General features: G+C 73.1%; 13 protein-coding genes. 6 read left to right on the forward strand and 7 right to left on the reverse strand.

Translation table 11 applies throughout. The annotated features are described in order from the left end of the window. Positions 1-1785 (reverse strand): helix-hairpin-helix domain-containing protein, encoded by a 1785-nt coding sequence (locus QOZ89_RS05115; RefSeq protein ID WP_071050333.1) that lies wholly within the window; start codon positions 1783-1785, stop codon positions 1-3. A gap of 604 nt (positions 1786-2389) precedes the next feature. Further along, positions 2390-2872 (reverse strand): DUF6912 family protein, encoded by a 483-nt coding sequence (locus QOZ89_RS05120; protein WP_071050334.1) that lies wholly within the window; start codon positions 2870-2872, stop codon positions 2390-2392. 450 nt (positions 2873-3322) lie between these two features. On the opposite strand from QOZ89_RS05120, the gene QOZ89_RS05125 reads away from it, so the two are divergent. Together QOZ89_RS05125 and QOZ89_RS05130 are read left to right on the forward strand one after the other, a co-directional pair. Continuing rightward, positions 3323-3817: a transcriptional regulator gene (locus QOZ89_RS05125; RefSeq protein WP_071050335.1), complete on the forward strand. Its 495-nt coding sequence runs from the start codon at positions 3323-3325 to the stop codon at positions 3815-3817. Between the two features lie 379 nt (positions 3818-4196). Continuing rightward, entirely contained in the window at positions 4197-5393 is a 1197-nt protein-coding gene (locus QOZ89_RS05130) for a patatin-like phospholipase family protein (protein WP_312623105.1), read from the forward strand. 93 nt (positions 5394-5486) lie between these two features. On the opposite strand, the gene QOZ89_RS05135 is transcribed toward QOZ89_RS05130, so the two are convergent. Both QOZ89_RS05135 and QOZ89_RS05140 read right to left on the reverse strand, forming a co-directional pair. Continuing rightward, entirely contained in the window at positions 5487-6821 is a 1335-nt protein-coding gene (locus QOZ89_RS05135) for a CpaE/TadZ family protein (protein ID WP_071050336.1), read from the reverse strand. Next, on the reverse strand, positions 6818-7651 hold the full coding sequence (locus QOZ89_RS05140; protein WP_312623106.1) for an SAF domain-containing protein: 834 nt from the start codon (positions 7649-7651) through the stop codon (positions 6818-6820). The genes QOZ89_RS05135 and QOZ89_RS05140 overlap by 4 nt, the downstream gene beginning before the upstream one ends. Before the next feature lie 694 nt (positions 7652-8345). Here QOZ89_RS05140 and QOZ89_RS05145 point away from each other — a divergent pair. Continuing rightward, on the forward strand, positions 8346-8582 hold the full coding sequence (locus tag QOZ89_RS05145) for a helix-turn-helix domain-containing protein (RefSeq protein WP_071050365.1): 237 nt from the start codon (positions 8346-8348) through the stop codon (positions 8580-8582). A gap of 457 nt (positions 8583-9039) precedes the next feature. On the opposite strand, the gene QOZ89_RS05150 is transcribed toward QOZ89_RS05145, so the two are convergent. Next, entirely contained in the window at positions 9040-9750 is a 711-nt protein-coding gene (locus QOZ89_RS05150) for a hypothetical protein (RefSeq protein ID WP_491677164.1), read from the reverse strand. 346 nt (positions 9751-10096) lie between these two features. Between QOZ89_RS05150 and QOZ89_RS05155 the strand changes: the two genes are divergently transcribed. Then, the gene (locus QOZ89_RS05155; protein WP_312623107.1) at positions 10097-11683 is read left to right on the forward strand and encodes a LysM peptidoglycan-binding domain-containing protein; all 1587 of its coding nucleotides are present in this window, start codon (positions 10097-10099) and stop codon (positions 11681-11683) included. Positions 11684-11719: 36 nt separating this feature from the next. Beyond that, positions 11720-12583 carry an Rv3235 family protein gene (locus QOZ89_RS05160; RefSeq protein WP_071050339.1) on the forward strand — a complete coding sequence of 288 codons (864 nt, stop codon included), beginning with the start codon at positions 11720-11722 and terminating at the stop codon, positions 12581-12583. Between the two features lie 44 nt (positions 12584-12627). Here the strand turns inward: QOZ89_RS05160 and secA are convergent, their stop codons facing one another. Next, complete coding sequence (gene secA / locus QOZ89_RS05165) at positions 12628-15609, reverse strand: preprotein translocase subunit SecA (RefSeq protein WP_312623108.1); 2982 nt, start codon at positions 15607-15609, stop codon at positions 12628-12630. 303 nt (positions 15610-15912) lie between these two features. Here secA and QOZ89_RS05170 point away from each other — a divergent pair, with 303 nt between their 5' ends. Continuing rightward, the gene (locus QOZ89_RS05170; protein WP_312623109.1) at positions 15913-16479 is read left to right on the forward strand and encodes a GNAT family N-acetyltransferase; all 567 of its coding nucleotides are present in this window, start codon (positions 15913-15915) and stop codon (positions 16477-16479) included. 306 nt (positions 16480-16785) lie between these two features. Here QOZ89_RS05170 and QOZ89_RS05175 read toward each other — a convergent pair whose 3' ends face one another. Continuing rightward, positions 16786-17499 carry a response regulator gene (locus QOZ89_RS05175; RefSeq protein WP_071050342.1) on the reverse strand — a complete coding sequence of 238 codons (714 nt, stop codon included), beginning with the start codon at positions 17497-17499 and terminating at the stop codon, positions 16786-16788. Positions 17500-18031: the final 532 nt, after the last annotated feature.

Here is an 18031-nt window from a genome sequence, read left to right on the forward strand (position 1 = left end):
CTACAGCCCGTTGTGGTAGCGGACCTGCAGCTCGCGGGCCTGGCCGACCCAGTCGTCCGAGACGATCCGGCTGCCGAACCCCTCGAGCCGCGCCGCGAGGCGCTCGACGTCGGTGTCCCCCATGGTCGCCAGCTGGCGGAACGACGTGATGCCGAGCCCGCGCAGCCGTGCCTCGATCACCTGGCCGACACCGACGATCTCCTTGAGGTTGTCGGTCGAGACCACCGGCTCGGCGAGGCCGCCCCAGGACGGGAACTTCTCCGCCGGCTCGGGCCTCGACCGGCCGCCGGCCGCGGCCGGCGGCACCTTCGCCGCCTGGGCGGCCGGGGCCGGAAGCGGGGCCGCCGCGTCGGAGGCGGCCGGGTGGGGGGCCGCTGGGACAGCCGCCGAGACCACCGTCTCGGCGTCCACCGCCTCGGCGCCCACCGCCTCGCGGGATGCCTCGGGAGTGGCGGCCTCGTCGGCAGCACCGAGGATCTCCGGGACAGCCATGTCCTGGGCGGCTGGGGCGGCCGGCACGGGGGCGCCACCGGCCGGGGCGTCATCGTCCATGCCGTCCACGCCATCCATGCCGTCCACGCTAGCCGCGCCGGTCGGGAGGTCCAGCCCGTCGGCCGTGTCCACCCGGGTGCTCGTGGCGCCGGCCGCCCAGCTGGCGGCGAGTGCCTCCACCTCGGCGATCCTCCGGAGCAGCCCGGCCCGCTCAGCCGCCCACTCGGCCTGGCGGCGCTCCAGCCGCTCGGCCAGCGCGGCGGTCTGGTGGGCGGCCTCCTCGGCCTCCGTCCGCACGGTCGCGAGCCGCGCGGAGAAGCGAGCCGCCCGGGTCTCCGCCTCGGCGAGCGCCGTCTGCAGGTGGCCGGCCTGGCCGTCACGCCCCTCGGCCTCGCCGCGCAGTTCCGCCTCGATCTGGGCCATCCGCGCCTGCGCCGCGCCGACCTGCACGGCCGCGTTCGCCGCCTGCCGCTCCGCCGCGCTCACCCGGCTTTCCGACGCCGTGGCCCACAGCTCCGCCGCGGCCAGGCGGGACGCGAGATCCGCGTTCTCGGCTGAGCTGCGTTCTTCCTGCCGGCGCAGCCGCACGGTCAGCACCGCGATCCTGTCCTCGTCGAGCGCCGCCCGCCCGGCGTCCGCGCCGGCACCGCCGAAGGCATCGTCCGGGGCGGTGACGCGTTCGGCGACCTCACCCGCGGCGCTCTCGTCCCCGGCCACCTCGCCCTGGACGCTCTCGTCCCCGGCGATGCGGCTCCCGGCGCTCTCATCCTCAGCAGTGACGCTCTCGACGATCTCACCCAAGGCGATCTCGGCCTCGGCGGTGCCAGGGGTCTCACCGGCCCGATTTCCGCCCTGGCCGGCCGCCACCTGCTCCAGGGGCCCCGCCTCCAGGGGCACCGCGTCGACAGGCGCGAAGCCCACCGGCAGGAGGTCCGCCAGCTCGGCCTCCGCCGGGACAAGATCCGTCTTAACAAGATCGTCAAGGTCATGACCGGCCAGTTCCGGGCTGGCCGGTTCCCTGTCGGCGGTCGGCACCTGCTCACGGGTGGCCCGGTCCGGCTCCGCCGTCCGCGCGCGCCCGACGCCGCCAAGAACCGACACATTGGTGGTCGCGGCCAGCACCGCCGGGCCCCGGACGCGGCCGGAGGCGGGCATCGCCGCGGCGGCGCCCACGCCGGCGAACGCCGGCCGCTGCCGCCGGATCGGCCCGATCAGGAAGACCCACGCCAGCGCGGCACCGAGAACCAGCGCCACCAGCATGAACGCCAGGATCTGCCCGGCGAGGTAGAGCACGGGAACCAGCCTCCCTCCCGCGCGCGGATCCCGGGCGCGGGCGGTCGAACGCGGACAGCGATCAGCGGTGACCACGGCTAGCGACGACGAAAGCAGGATCGTCACAGGCCGGCGGACCTGGAGCTACGGACGACCGACCACCGGTCCCATCCCGCGCGCGGGCGCGCGCAGGTGAGGCGGTGACCGCCTGTTGAGGAAAATCGCCTCTTCGGGCAGAACGACACGGTGACCGACTCCGGTACCGCGCCGCGTTGTCCGAGACGTGCTCGTCTGGCACGGGACAATAGCGTGCCAGCCGCGCCAGACCAGACAGCGACCCGCCGAGTGACACAGGCCGGACACATCGCCCAGCCACGTCGTCAACCTGGGACAACGCCGACCCCGGCCAGCCCGCCGCCGGCCCGCGCCAAGGCGCGCGGCGCGGGGCACGGCTGAGCCGCCGGCCACCCGTCGCGACACGTCAGCCACCTGAGCCGACCGCGGGCCGGGTCAGCTCAGCTCGATACCCGCCTCTGAACGCCGGAACTCCGCGCGGCGGGTCGACCGAGACGTCCGGGTCGGGCGCGGAACGTCCGGTGAACCCGGACGGGCCCGCGTCCCACCATCAGAACAGCTCGGCGATCTCCTGGGTGGCATACCAGAGCAGCTCGTGGCCGTCCGCGCTGTCCACGATGAACGCGGAGTCCTCGCTGCCCAGGTCGGCCGCCATGATGGCGTCGGCGGCGGCGGCCACGGCGGGCTCGGCGGCGTCGTCGTCCACGTGCACGGCGCGGACGCCGGACAGCGGCACGGCCGCGACGACCTCGACGACGCCCCGGTCGAGGTCATCCCGGACCCGGACTCCAGCCTCGTCGATGTCGACGGCGAACACCACCCGGCGCCTGGGCGCGGCAGGGTCGGCGTCGAGGAGACGGAGGCAGGCGCGGGCGGCGGCGAGCAGCGCCGCGTACTCCATCTCCTCCGTGTCCGACCAGGCATACCACTCACGAACGGCCGGGGTGACCGCGAACCCCAGTCCGGCGGGCACGGCGCGCTCATCGAGCACCGCCCGCGCGGCCGTCGGCGTTGACGGCAGGTAGACACGCACCCCGCCAGTCTGCCCCTTCCGTCGCGAACCCGTGAACGGGGGCCGATAGCTGCGCGTGACGGGGGGTTACGCGGAGCGATTCGCGGGCATCGACACGAGCAGTGCACAAGCAGTGACGGAGGCAGTCGCCGCCGCCAGCCCAGCGGGGTTTCCCCTGATCCGCTCGCGAGCCACGGGGGAGCCACCACTCGCCAACGAGGGGGCACACCGATGGCAACCGGTAGTCAGCAGTGTCACCTTTGACGGCGGTTTGTCCGGTATTGAACGCAAGATCGATACCTAGCGTATTTCGATCTAGGTAATATGGTAAACGGACTCTTTCGGCAACGTTACAAACGTTGTCGCGCCTAGTGATCCCGTGCGATTCCGACGGCAAGCCTGACGATCGAGAGGGGTCATCGTGACGTTACGGAGGGTTCGGATGCTCGTTCGAGGCTGGGGGTGAGTCGGGTGAGCCGGGAGTACGCGAAGGCCGTTGGTTCTCGCCTGAGGGCGATCCGTATTCAGCAAGGTCTTTCCCTGCAAGGTGTGGAGCAGAAGTCGCGCGGTCGTTGGAAGACCGCCGCGGTCGGCTCCTACGAGCGCGGCGACCGGATGATCAGTGTGCATCAGCTCTCGGAGCTGGCCGGTTTCTACGGGGTACCGGTCTCGGCGCTGCTGCCGAACGAGGACCAGCTGCCCCCACGCGAGCAACGACCCAGGACCGTGCTGAACCTCGAGAAGCTGGCCCAGGCCCCGCCCGACACCTCCGCCCTCGTGCGCAGGTGGGTCGCCCAGATCCAACGGCAGCGCGACGACTACGCGGGCCACGTCCTCTCCATCCGAGATGGCGACCTGCGCGCACTTGCCCTGCTGCACGACACCACCCCACAGGAGTTCGCCGACCGGCTGCGTTCCTGGGGCGTCCTGGAGACCACCTTCCCGGAACCCGCCGAGCCCGAGTAAGGCGAGGGCGCAAGGCACCCTCGCCGTCGGGCGCGGGGCACCCGACCCGGCTGGTTCCGGGCAGGAAGCACACGTACCGAGCAGTACGAACGGTCAATGCGGACCGTGGACCGGAACCTCGGTGACCTCGGCGCGGACCCCGGCGGGCCTCCCCCACCGCGCGGCCGGTCCGAGAACACCCGTGTCAACGGCCCACGCGGACGCGACCATGCCCGCACGACCCGCACGCCCCGGTCACCGCCGACCGGGGCCGTCGCGAGCCGTCGCCAGACCGCCGCGGAAATGCCGCGCCACGGGCGCCCCGCCAACGGCCATAGGCCGTCGGCAGCCGCGAGGCCGGTCGCGCGGGCTTCGGTCGCCGCGCTGGGAGGTGGTGACGATGCCACGCAAACGAGCCCCACGCCGAGGGTTGGTCCTCGGCGCTGGTGGGGTACTCGGCTCTGCCTGGATGATTGGTGCCCTACGGGCGTACCAGGCCCAGACCGGCGATGATGCCCGGTCCTTTGACCTCATCGTGGGCACGTCGGCCGGTTCGGTGGTCGCGGCGCTCCTCAGCCTCGGCGTGGGAGTCGACGCCATGGCTGACTCCGAGCGAGGGCTGTACGAGCCGGGCGCGCCCATCCTGGACTACCGGGATCTCGGGGCGTCGTTGCCGCCGCCGCCCCGAATGCGGATGGGATCCCCGCGGCTGCTGACCAGCGCGGTGCTGCACCCCCGCCGGACGACGCCGATGGTGGCGCTCGCCGCGCTTCTGCCACAGGGGCGCGGCACGATCGCCGCGGTCGGCGACCTGGTCGCGAGCGCCGCCGCGCAGCACGCGGCGAGCGCCACCAGCTGGCCGCGACGGCTGCGGGTTGTCGCGATGGACTTCGACACCGGCGCGCGCGTGCTGTTCGGCGCGAACGGCGCGCCCAAGGTCACGACCCCCCAGGCCGTGATGGCGTCCTGCGCCATCCCCGGCTGGTACGCCCCCGTCACGATCGGCGGGCGACGCTTCGTCGACGGCGGAACCCGCTCACCGACGTCGCTGGACCTGTGCATGGACGCGGGGCTCGACGAGATCCTGGTGCTGGCGCCGGCATGCGCGTTCGACTACGACCGGCCGCGGCACCCCGTCGCCATCGCCGAACGCCAGTTGCGCCGCGCCGCCACCCGCCGGCTCGCCAGGGAGATCGTGCTGGCCGACGCGACCGGCACCAGTGTGTACGCGCTGTCTCCCGGCCGGGAGGACCTCGAGGTGATGGGCGGCAACGTCATGGACGTCACCCGGCGGGCCGAGGTGTTCGAGACCGCGCTGCGCACCTGTGCCGCCGTTTTCGCCGACCGGGCGGCCGGCGGGGTGACCGTGCCGGAAGACGCGGCCGCGGTGACACTCGGCCCGACGAGGCCGACCAAGCCGAGGAGGCCGACGGTGCCGGCGACCGCGCCCACCGTCGCCGGCGCGGCGCGCCTCGAGACCGCCCCGTCCCGCCGCACCGGGCCGGTACGGCGCCCGGCCGTCCGCGAGGAGCCCGGACTCACGGTCCGCGAGGAGCCCGGACTCACGGTCCGCGAGGAGCCCGGTCTCGCCGGCTGAGACGAGCGCGCGGCCGTCCGCGCAGGGCGCGCCTCGGAGAGGCGCACCAGTGAGCGGACGCCTGGCTCCGGCCTTGACGCCTGGCCGCGGCCTTCAGCGGCGGGCGGGCAGGCGGCGGCGCTGGCCGCGGGGCGTCCGGCCGGTCAGGCGGGTCGCGAGATCGCGGATCGCCGCCCGCGCGGGCGACGCGGGGGCGATGTCGCGCAACAGCTGGCCGGCCGCCTGCGCCGCGTCGAACGACGCCAGGTCGTAGGGGATCAGGGCGATGGGCTGGGCGCCGGTGTGCCGGTTGAGTGCCCTGGCGATCTCGCGGCGGGGATCGCCGCCGGCCACCGAGGCGCGCAGCCGGTTGACGACGACGAGCGGCTCGACGCCGGGAACCAGCTCGCGCAGGTCCGCGAGCCCGCGGACGAACCGGACCAGGCCGACGGGCTCGGCCGACGTCACCGCCACGACCGTGTCGGCCTCGGCGAGCACCGTGAGCGTGGCCCCGTTGCGTCGCGGCGCCGAGGTGTCGAAGCTCAGCTCCTCGTCGGCCTCCAGGCAGAACCCGCAGTCGACGATGACGAACTGCGCGAGCCGCCGGGACAGGTCCAGCACGTTCTCCAGCGCGGACGGCCGCAGCTCCGGCCAGCGCGACGGCCTGGCGATGCCCGGCAGCACCCGCAGGCCGCCGCCGAGATCGCGGCACAGCACGGCGAGCCGCGGCACGTCGAGCGTGCCCTGGTTGGCGGCCCGCGCCGCGGCGGCGATGCCGGGAGCCTCCTCGAGCAGGCCGACGAGCTGGCCGATGGATCCGCCGTAGGAGTCCGCGTCGATGAGCAGAGTGGACGAGCCGAGGTCGGCGAGCTCCGCGGCGAGGCTCAGCGCGATCGTCGTCCTGCCGGGGGCGCCGGTCGGGCCCCAGACGGCGATGATCCGCCCCTGAGCGACCGGCGCCCCCGCACGCTCGTCGTCGAGCTCGCCCGCCTCACCGAGGGCGGACGGCGGCATGGCGCCGTAGCCCACGACCGGGTCGCTGAAACCGTGGTTGATCGATACCGGGCCGATGGCTGGGCGGGTGGTCAGGGCCTTGGCGGCTTCCACGACGGCGGCGGCCACCGTCTGGGCGGTCGCGTCGGTCGCGATCACGGCGACGACGCCGAGCTGGCGCAGCCGCCGGTCACCCGCCTCGTCGCCGGGCGAGATCAGGCCGACCACGGCCACGCCCGCCTGCGCGAGCCGGGCGAGCGACTCCCGGTCGAGACGGCGCAGGTCGGCCGACAGCAGCGCGGCCCGCGCCGCGCCCGTCGTCGCGGCGGCGATCAGGTCCGGCAGGTCGACACAGCGGCGGACGACGGTGACGCCGAGGTCGTGGCGGTCGAAGGCCGAGACCAGCCCCGCCTCGACGACCGAGTCCGTGACGGCGGTCAGGATCGGCAGGCTCACCGGCCGTACCCCTGGGCCGCCGTCGGCCCGGTGTCGCCCACCTGACCGCGGCCGTCACGCTCCAGCTTCACGACGTCGACACGCTCGCTCTGCGATGCCGCGACCGCCCGGATTGCCGCGTCCACGGGCACCCGCAACGTCAGTGACCGGTCGCCGGTCGCGATCCGCTGCTCGCCGAGGAACTCGACGTCGTGCAGGACCAGGACCTCGGCGCCGGCGCCGCCGGCCGCCGGGGTACCCACATCGCTGGGGCCGGTGGCTCCGTCGGAGGTGCCGGATCCGCTGGAAGTGTCGGTCTCGTCGACGGCGCCCGCCGGCTGGTAGACGTACACGTCGACGTGGTCACCGGGGGTCAGGGGAGGAACCCGGCCAGCCTTGACCACCACGGGCACGATCCGGGTCGCCCCGGCGTCCGGGCCGGCGAAGTCGCCGCCGCTGAGGAGCTCGCCCTTGCCGACCGGGCGGGCGAGCGTGCCGCCGATGACCTCATTCGACCGCCGTCCCGGGTAGTAACGGGCCGCCGTGTCATCGTCGAGCTGGGCGCGCACGGTGACGAGGTCCGCCGCGGTGACGACGTGACCGGCGGGCAGGTTCGTCTTGGCGGCCACCCAGGCGGCCGTCCGGTCGGCCGTGGCGAACAGCCGGGCGCCTATCACCACGGACACCAGCACGAGCAGCACGCCGAACAGCAGCCGGGTGTCACGCCAGCCGCGGCGGCCGAGCCGGCGGGCCGGCGGCGATGGCGGGATGATCGGGTCCGCCGACCTGCCGGATGAGCCTCGCCCATCCGGCAGGGACCCAGGGCCGAACGCGGGCGCCAGGTCGGTCACCGGTGATCTCCTCATCGTGCTCGGTCACCCGCGGGCGTGCACCCTGGGGTGGCGGCGGTTCCCACGACGGGGTCCCTGCCCGGTCGACGAGGCGACCGGGCAGGTCATGGTCGGACCGTCGCGCTATGCGCTCGGGAGGCGACGCGCACGGAAATACGACGTTGCACAGCGTACGCGCCTATAGACCACGTCGTGGCACCTGTGGGGATCTCCCACCGGACAACGAGTTGGACGCTTCAGAAGGCCGACACGATGTCCTTGGACCAGCAGTTCGTACATCGTGCTCGTCAATGCGGCCGAGCCCCGGCGACTTAATCACGGAAAGTATGCAAACAGGCGCGAACCGTCGTCGCCTGTCCGCCGTCGCGGTACGACCGAGCGCGATCGAGGTCAGTTATCCACAACCGAAGGCATCCGGGCGCATCCTGGCGCGAGAAACTGGTACACACGTCATAGGCACCGGCCGGCCTTCACGGAACCGTTCGCCGCACCAGCGCAGTCGGACGCACCGATCCGCCCACGCGGCTGCCGCCCGGCGGAGCGGCCGGGAGGCCGCGGCCCCGGCGAGGGTGCGCCCGGCCCCGGCCCCGGGCCGCCGAGGTGGGCCTGAGGCACGCGTGGTCGCGACGAGGGCCGCGCGGGCGGCGAGCCGGACAGCTGCCGGACGGGCGGCGGAGGGATGGAGGGCAGCTCGATGAACGAACGGTTCCTGCAGCTCAGCGACGTCGCGGAGATTCTCAACATCTCGGCGTCGCAGACCTACGCGCTGGTCCGTAGCGGCGAGCTGCCGGCCATCAAGATCGGCGGGCGCGGCCAGTGGCGGGTGGAGCGCACCGAGCTGGAGGCATACATCCAGCGCGCCTACGAGCAGACGCGGGCATTCGTCCTGGCCAACCCGCTGGCCCGCCACGAGCCGGTGCCGGAGGACTGAGACATCCCGCGACCGGACGCTCCGCGCCCGCCGCCGGGCACCGCCTGTCGGGGCGAGGCGCTGGGCGCGCTCGCCCCGTGTCGGGCGCTGGGCGCCCTCCCCGCGTGGTTCCGGGTCCTGGCATATGGCGGTGGTAGAGCTGGGACCGGGCTGACGAGGTGGCTGGGTAGGTATTGCGCCAATGCGCCGTCACCAGCTGTGGCTGGGCTGGACATCCGAGCCCATGGGGTGTCTGTCGGGCGCTGAGCCTAACCTCCCAGATCGGCTACGCAAGCTCCGCCGATCCGGCAGGGACCCTGCTCCCTGCGTGGTTCCGGCAACAGGTATATGGCGGTGGTAGGGCTGGGTTCGGCTCGGTGAGGTGGCCGGGTGGGCGCCGCGCTGATGCGCCGTCACGTGCTAGGGCTGGGTTGCGTGCGTTGCTCGCCAGAACGGCCTCGCACCGGGGCGCCAGTGTTCAGGTCCTGCGGAGCAGGACGATCACGGCCAGCGGAACGGTGCAGGCCTCGACGGCGCGCGGCCGGCGGAACTCGCCGGGAGCGTGCTCGGCGAGGTCGACGAAGTCGACGCCCACCCGGTCGATCGTTCCGCTGACCGTCCGGCCGTCGGCCAGCACGACCAGACAGCTGGACCGGTCCCTGGCGACTCCGCGCAGCACGTGCCGCAGGTCGAGGCTGGCACCGACCCGGCCCTCGTGCCCCGGGTGCGCCGCCGCGCCGCGCAGCCCGCGCACCGCCAGCAGGGACCGGAACGGGACCAGGGCCTCACCCCCGGCGACGTCCTCGGCGAGCAGCCAGTCCGCCCCCAGTGCGAGCAACCGACCGGCGATCACGCCTCGCTCCGGGCCTGACTGGCCGATGATGTCGAAGCGCAGCCGATGCCCGACAGCCGGGCGCAGCCGATCGACGAGTCTCAGGTAGCCGATCTCCCGACGGCTCCGGTCCGCGATCTCGGCGGAGAGGTCGGCGGCCTCGGCCGCCTCCCATTGCGCCTCAAGATCCGCGAACAGCGCCTCCCAACGCAACCTGACACCCCCCTTGGCCGTCCCGACAATACGGACCGGCGACGTCGCCCCAGGCAGCCGGCCACCCGACGGACGGACGTGCCCGCCGGCCACCACACGAACCAGCGCGGGCCGAGGGCCGTCGACCCGTACCAGGTCAGACAACCAGGATTGACACTTTGCCGCCAGAGGGTTACACAGGCAAACAGAAGCAAACGAAGTATTCCGCATCGTCGAGGCCATCCAGAAGGGGGTCGCAGCGAACGGGGTCCCATTACAGGCGACTCCGACGGAACCGGCTTCGACGAAGCAGCTTGCGCACCGCCCTGGGTGATCTCCCGGTGACCCGCCCCCGCGGAGACCGCCTCTCCCGAGGCGGCGCCGTGGACGGCGGGCAGGCAGGTGCGTGCCATTTCGGGGGGACGCCCCCCCGAATCATCCGAGACGAGCCCACCGTGTTCGCTGCCCACAGGGCGGCCGCGCGACGGCCCACAGCGCGAAGTGAGGCGCGATGAGATCGATCCGGCGCGTGGTGCGGGCCGTCTTCCCGATCGCGTTGGCGGGCAGCGTCGCCGCGGTCCTGATCGTCGCCGGCCCGGGCCTCGCCGACCTGCCAGCGAGCCTCGCCGACGTTCCGCGCTGGTTCTCCGACGCGCCGGAGCAGGCTTTGGTCACGGCGGTGGCCGCGGCCGCCTGGGCCTGCCTGCTGTGGCTGTGCCTGGGCGTCGTCATCGGTTCGCTCGCGGCGCTGCCCGGGGCGGCCGGGCGTGGCGCCGGGCAGCTGTCACGCTGGATGCTGCCGCGCACGATGCACCGCCTGCTCGAGGTCAGCCTCGGCCTGACGATCGTCGCGAGCAGCGCCAGCGGACTGATCGCCGCGACGCCCGCGTCGGCGAGCGTGCCCCACGACTCGCCGACGGCCGCCCAGACCCAGGTGTGGCCTGATCTCTCCCCGCCCATCGCCCAGGGACCGGCCTCGTCCGGGAGCGGGACATCCGGCTCGTGGCCGGATCTCTCGCCCCCGGTCACCACCTCGACGTCGGGCACGAACTGGCCCGACCTCTCCCCGCCGAGCGGCTCGGCGCCGGCGCCCGCGCCCGCGAGCCAGGCGCCGAGCCCACCCGCCCGAAACCCACCCGCGCCCACCACGCGGCCCCCGACGACCCAGCCGGCGGCGCCGGCCCCCACCACGCCAGCCGCACCAGCACCACCGCCAGCCGCACCACCGCCAGCACCCGCCGCACCAGCCCCCACCACACCGGTCGCGCAGGCGCCGGCCGTCCCGGCGCCGGTCACCACCGCCCCAGCGGCGCCGGCCACCCCGACCAACCCGACGCCGTCAGCCGATCCGGCAGGAACCCCGGGGCCGGCGGCATCGCTCACCCCCAGCCCGTCTACCAGCGCGCCGGATGCCTCCGACCAGCCTTCCGTGTCGCCCACCGCCCCGGCATCGGCCTCCCCGGACGGGGCCGGGCCGCGGGCCGGGCTGCCCGAAGGCACCCCGATCGTCGTGCTCACTCCCAGAGACCAAGGCGCCTCGCCCTCAGCCACTCCCGAGACGGGCGCCCCTGCCCCCGGCGCCCCGTCGCCTTCCGCCAGCACGTCGGCGGCTCCTTCGTCCTCCCCCACGACGCTCCCGTCCGCGCCGGCTCAGACAGCCGACCCGACGTGGACGCCAGCGGCCTCGCCGACGCCGTCCGCCAGCCCGACGCCCTGGACGCCGACGATGCCCACGAGCGAGCCACCCGCGTCCGTCCTCCGGCCGGCCGCGATGCCCGCCTCCGGCTGGCCGGACCTGTCGCCGCCACTTTCGTCGCCCTCCCCCTCGAGCTCGCCCTCGCCGGGCCTCGATCCGCTGGGGGGTTCGGCGCCTCGCGGGATCGGCGGGCCGTCCGACGACGGCTCGCGGACGGAGGTGGTCGTCCACCGCGGCGACTCCCTGTGGACGATCGCCGCCCGCCACCTCGGCCCGGGCGCGACCGAAGCCCAGATCGCGGCCGAATGGCCACAGTGGTGGGCAGCCAACCGGGACGTGATCGGTCCAGACCCGAACCTGCTCCTTCCCGGCCAGCGGCTACAGCCGCCCTCCGGGCCCTGACCCCGCCCACACCGGCCTGCTCCCGGAGGCGCGCATATGACTCTTCCCAACGCTCACGCGAGGCAGCCCGACGTACCCGAGCCGCCCTCGCCCGCGGCGTTGCGCGGGCACCCGGCGTTCATGACCGAGCCGCCCTATGACGACGAGGCGCAAAGCGCCCGACACGACGAGGCGCGAAGCGTCCGGGAAAACGCGGCGCGAAACACCGGCGACGGCGACGGCGACGCCGCACGGGACACCCGGGACGAGAAGCCGCGAGGTGCCGGCGCGGACAAGCCGCGGTGCGCGGGTGATGGTGAGGCGCCGCGGGCCCATGCCGGCCGGCGCACCCTCCAGACCGGCGGGCGACGCGGCCCCGGCACCGCCGGCTCCTCCCACGGGCGAGGCGCGCGGCACGGCGCCGCCGCCCACCGTGGGCCCGGCGACGTCCGGCTTCCGCCGCCGCCGTCTCCGGCCGCCACGGGCTCCCGTGGTCATTCCCGAGCGACGGACGACGTCTCGCTGCGCACCGTCTCCGGGCGGCCGAACGTGACGGCGCACCCGGCGGCGCGCCACGCGCCGCTCCGGATCCCGCCGCAGGTCCGTGACAGCCGTTTTCTGGAAAGTCCAGCCCCGGCCGCGACCATCGTCGTCCGGGCGATCGTCGAGGTGCTCTCCGGCGTGCGGCCGGTCTCGCACCTGGCCGGCTGGGCTACCCCGCGGCTGCAGGCCGCGCTGGAGAAGCTCGGCGGCCGTTACCCGGGCCGCGGCTCCGTCCGCAGCATCCGGATCGGCGAGCCGCGGCCAGGCGTCGCCGAGATCGTGGCGGTCGTCAACCGCGGCGACCGGGTAGCCGCCCTCGCGCTGCGGATGGAGTCGGCGGGAGGCCGCTGGCAGGTGACCAGCCTCCAGATCGGCTGACCGCCCGCGGGGGGGCGGTCAGCCGATCTGGGCGAGACGGCCCGCTAGCCTCGGCGGGCCGGGTCGCCGTGGCAGCGCTTGTACTTGCGGCCAGATCCGCACGGGCACGGCGCGTTGCGGGCGGTGCCCTTCGGCTGGCCGCCCAGGCCGCCAGCCGCCGCGCCCCCGCCAGCCCCATCGCGCCCGTAGGACGCCACCGGCTCCGGGCCGCCGTCGACCGACGGCGCCGAGTACTGCAGGCCCCCGCTCGGCCGGCGAGGTTCCAGACCCTTGACGAACACCGGCGGAGGCGTGGGAGCCGCGGGCACCGGCGGAGTGGGCGTGGCCGGAGGGGCCGGAGGGGCCGGAGCCTGGGCCCCCTGCGCCCTGCGGGCGGCACGCGAACCACCCCGTGCCAGCGGGGCCGTCTGCGCGGCCGGCGGCACCTCGCGCTCCGCGGCCGGCCGGTTCACCGCGGTCAGCGGCGTCGGCGCGCCCAGCGTGGGAGCGGTCCCCGCTGGTTGCTGGCCGCCCGGCCCCTCGTCGCGGCCCGCGACCTGGACCTCGACGTTGAACAGCAGCCGGACGGACTCCTCCTTGATCCCTTCCATCATGGTCTGGAACATCGAGTAGCCCTCGCGCTGGTACTCCACCAGCGGGTCACGCTGCCCCATCGCCCGCAGGCCGATGCCCTCCTGCAGGTAGTCCATCTCGTAGAGATGCTCGCGCCACTTCTTGTCGAGCACGGCGAGCACAACCCGCCGCTCGAGCTCACGCATCACCGGCTCTTCGTCGGGGCCGGCGCCGAGCTCGGCCTCCCGCCGGTCGTAAGCATCCTGCGCGTCGGTCTGGATGTCCTCGAGGAGCATGTCCGTGCTCAGGCCGTCGCGGTCGTCGGACGCCGGGGCCTCGACGCCGACCGGGTAGAGCTGGCCGAGGCCGGTCCACAGCGTGTCGAGGTCCCACTCCTCCGCGAAGCCGTCGGCGGTGGCGCCCTGCACGTAGCCGGCGATCGTGTCGTCGACGAAGTGGCGGACCTGCTCGTGCAGGTCGGCGCCCTCGAGAACCTTGCGGCGCTCCTCGTAGATAACGGTGCGCTGCTTGTTCATCACCTCGTCGTACTTCAGGACGTTCTTGCGGATCTCGAAGTTCTGGCCCTCGACCTGCGTCTGGGCCGACCGGATCGCACGGGTGACGATCTTCGACTCGATCGGCACGTCCTCGGGGATCTGGAGCCGGTCCATGATCCCTTCGACCGTGGACGCGTTGAACAGCCGCATCAGGTCGTCGCCGAGGGAGAGGTAGAACCGGGACTCGCCGCTGTCACCCTGGCGCCCGGCGCGCCCGCGCAGCTGGTTGTCGATCCGGCGGGACTCGTGTCGCTCCGTGCCGAGCACGTACAGCCCGCCGAGCTCGCGGACCTCGTCGTGCTCGGTGGCGACCGACGACCTGGCCTTCTCCAGGGCCTCCGGCCAGGCGGCCTCGTAGTCCTCGGGCGTCTCGAGCGGCGACAGCCCGCGGGAACGCAGCTCCGCCTGGGCGATGAACTCGGGGTTGCCGCCCAGCATGATGTCCGTACCTCGGCCGGCCATGTTCGTGGCGACCGTGACGGCGCCACGCCGGCCGGCCTCCGCGATGATCAGCGCCTCACGCTCGTGGTGCTTGGCGTTGAGCACCTCGTGCTTCACGCCCTCTTTGGTGAGCTGCCGGGACAGGTACTCGGACTTCTCGACGCTGGTGGTGCCGACGAGGACCGGCTGGCCCTTCTTGTGCCGGGCGACGATGTCGTCGACGACGGAGGCGAACTTCGCGACCTCGGTCTTGTAGACGACATCAGCCTGGTCGTCCCGGATCATCGGCTTGTTCGTCGGGATCGGCACCACACCCAGCTTGTAGGTCTGGTGGAACTCGGCGGCCTCGGTCATGGCCGTACCGGTCATCCCGGACAGCTTCTCGTAGAGCCGGAAGTAGTTCTGCAGCGTGATCGTCGCGAGGGTCTGGTTCTCCTGCTTGATCTCGACCTTCTCCTTGGCCTCGATCGCCTGGTGCATGCCCTCGCTGTAGCGCCGGCCGTGCAGGATACGGCCGGTGAACTCGTCGACGATCAGGACCTCACCGTCGGTGACGATGTAGTCCTTGTCCAGCTTGTAGAGCTCCTTGGCCTTCAGGGAGTTGTTCAGGTAGCCGACGAGCGGGGTGTTCACCGACTCGTAGAGGTTCTCGATGCCGAGCTGGTCCTCGACCTTCTCGACCCCGGACTCGGTGATGGCGACGGTCCGCTTGCCCTCCTCGACCTCGTAGTCGACGTCGCGGATGAGCAGCGGGGCGATCCGCGCGAACTCCGTGTACCAACGGGTCGGCTGGTCGGCCGGGCCGCTGATGATGAGGGGGGTACGCGCCTCGTCGATGAGGATCGAGTCGGCCTCGTCGATGATGGCGAAGTTGTGGCCGCGCTGGACCAGCTCCTCGCCGCTCCACGCCATGTTGTCGCGCAGGTAGTCGAAGCCGAACTCGTTGTTCGTGCCGTAGGTGATGTCGCAGGCGTACTGCTCGCGACGCGCCGAGGGCGGCATCTGCGGGTGGATCACGCCGACCGAAAGGCCGAGGAAGCGGTGGACGCGGCCCATGTTCTCGGCGTCGCGCTGGGCCAGGTAGTCGTTCACCGTGATCACGTGCACGCCCTCGCCAGCGAGCGCGTTCAGATACGCCGGCAGCGTCGAGACCAGCGTCTTTCCCTCACCGGTCTTCATCTCGGCGATGTTGCCGCGGTGCAGCGCCGCCCCGCCCATGATCTGCACGTCGAAGTGCCGCTGGCCGAGCGTGCGCTTGGCCGCTTCGCGTACCGCGGCGAAGGCCTCCGGCAGCAGCGAGTCGAGCGTCTCCTCGCCGTCGGCGAGGCGCTGGCGGAACTCGTCGGTCATGCCGCGCAGCTCGGCGTCCGAGAGGCCAACGAAGTCGTCCTCGATGCGGTTCACAAGTTCCATGTCGTCGCGGAGCTTGCGCAGGATCCGTCCTTCGCCGGCGCGCAGGATCTTATCTAGTACCACGGGCGAGGCTCCTCCGGCTGGCATGTCGACGAGCGGGCCGACACCACGATGCTAGCCCTTCCCGGCCGTCCGATCGGAACCCACGACGCGCCAAGGCCGGGTCATCCGCGCGTGTGTGACAGGACACCGGGGCACGCCGACTGCCGGATGCCTTCGCCCGCCCCCGCCGCTCGCCGGTCAGAACGCGAACAAGACTGGTCTCGGTTCGGGTCCCGGTTCGGCGCTAATGCGATGGCCAGGCTCGCCGCCCCGCCCCGCCCCACACTCGCGCCGCAGCCGAGTACATGTCCGGAGGAATACGCCATGTCCACACTCGAGCCGGTCGAGATCACCGCGGGCTCGCTGCACCTGCGCCCGTGGCGGCCGGGCGACGCCGACGCCGTGTTCGCCGTCTGCCAGGACCCGGAGATCCAGCGCTGGACGACGATCCCGTCGCCGTACCACCGCGACGACGCGACCGGCTTCGTCGACGGCAGGTCCCCGGGGAACTGGGCCACCGGCACGGCGGCCCAGTTCGCCGTGGTCGACGCGACCAGCGGGGAGCTGTTCGCCTCCGTCGGGCTGCAGGACCTGCGCGACCCGGCCGGGCACCCGGGGGTGGCGCCGGGCGGCGACGGCGAGGTCGGCTACTGGTGCGCCGCCACCGCTCGCGGGCGCGGGGTCGTGACCAGCGCGGTCGAGGTGCTCTGCCGCTGGGGGTTCGGGCCGCTGGAGCTGGCCAGAATCCGTTGGATCGCGCTGACGGGCAACGAGGCGTCCCGGCGCGTGGCGGTCAAGGCCGGATTCGCCATCGACCCGGCCCCCCGGTCGCTCCCGCACCCCCGCGACGGCGTCATCGCCAACTTCTGGACGGGCGTCCTACTGCCCTGACAACGAAGCGCCCCGACACGTGGCGGTCAAGGCGGGATTTACCGTCGGCCCCGCGCCCCTGCCCCTCCCGCAGCGCCGCAGCGGTGGTAGGGCCGACCACTGGACCGGCATCCTGCCGCCCTGACAACGAAGCGCAACCACCAGCGGTGACGGCGCATCGGCGCTGCGTCAGCTCAGCCAAGTCGCCGGCCCGGAACCAGGCCGACCACCGCCATACGCCAGGGCCCGGAACCACGTGGGGAGGGCGCCCAGCGCCCGACGGCGCCGCCCGGTTGCGGGCGCGAAGCGTCCGGCAACGGGAGCGCCTTAGGTGATCTCGAGGAGCTTCTCGCGGACGGCGTAGACGACGGCCTCCATCCGTGAGTGCAGCTGGAGCTTCTCCAGGATGTTGCGGATGTGGTTCTTGACCGTGTTCTCGCTGATGAAGAGCTGCTTGGCGATGTCGCGGTTGTTCATACCCTTCGCGACGAGCCGGAGCACCTCCATCTCCCGGTCGGTCAGGCGAGGGGTGGGCAGCTGCGGCCGGTCATCCTTGTTCTTGATCATCGAGGCGAACTCGCTGAGCAGCTTCGAGGCCATCGACGGGCTGATCAGGCTCTGCCCGTTGTACACGGCGCGGATGTCGGCCGCGACCTCGTCGATCGAGATCTCCTTGAGCAGGTAGCCCATCGCGCCGGCCTTGATGGCGTCGTAGAGGTCGGCCTCCTCGTCGCTGATCGTCAGCATGACGATTTTCGCGCTGGGCACCGCCTGCTTGATGACGCTGGTCGCGTCGATGCCCCCTCGACGCGGCATCCGTACATCCATCAGGACGATGTCCGGAGCCATCTCGCTGGCCATCGTCACCGCCTCGGTGCCGTCGGCGGCCTCGCCGACGACCTCGATATCCGGCTCCTGCGCGAGCACCATCTCCAGCCCGCGGCGAAACAGCGCATGATCGTCGACGATCAGCACCCGGATGGGGTTCTCCTCCGATGGCGCCCGCGGCGTCTCGGGCGAGCGCTGCTCGTCCACCGTCATCTGGCCTCCCTAAACCGCTGCCCCGGCATCACGGGCGGCGGCGCGGCCGGACCCGAACGCGGACGCTGCCCACGCACCAGTCCGACGGCCAGACCGGGCCGAACCCTCCCGTCGGCCCGTGGCGCCCGCCACCCGATGCCGATGATCCCACGTCGGCGGGGCTTTCCCCCACCGATCCACCTTCCCCACCGATCAGCCAACACCGGACAAGGCACCAATTTCCAAGTTCGGCCACGTCCGAGGCCTGTATGGGGATCGACAGAGAACGCTGTGATACGCGGTGGTCACCGGATTGGCGGGACTCCTGAGACCGGTGGGATCTCCGTCTTTACGGACAGCCGTGAGGCAGCGGGGCCCTGACTTCGGGCGGACGTGCAAGCGCGCCCGTCGGCGGGAAGCCGGACACGAGCCGGCCCCCTGGGCAGCCCCGACCGGGCTCTCCAGAGGGCCGGCGGGGGGGGGGGGGGGCGGCCCCCCCCCCCCCCCCCGGGGGGGGGGGGGGGCCCCCCGCCCCCCCCCCCGCTGCCCAAGC

The sequence above is a fragment of the Pseudofrankia coriaricola genome, assembly GCF_032027725.1.
Lineage (GTDB): Bacteria > Actinomycetota > Actinomycetes > Frankiales > Frankiaceae > Pseudofrankia.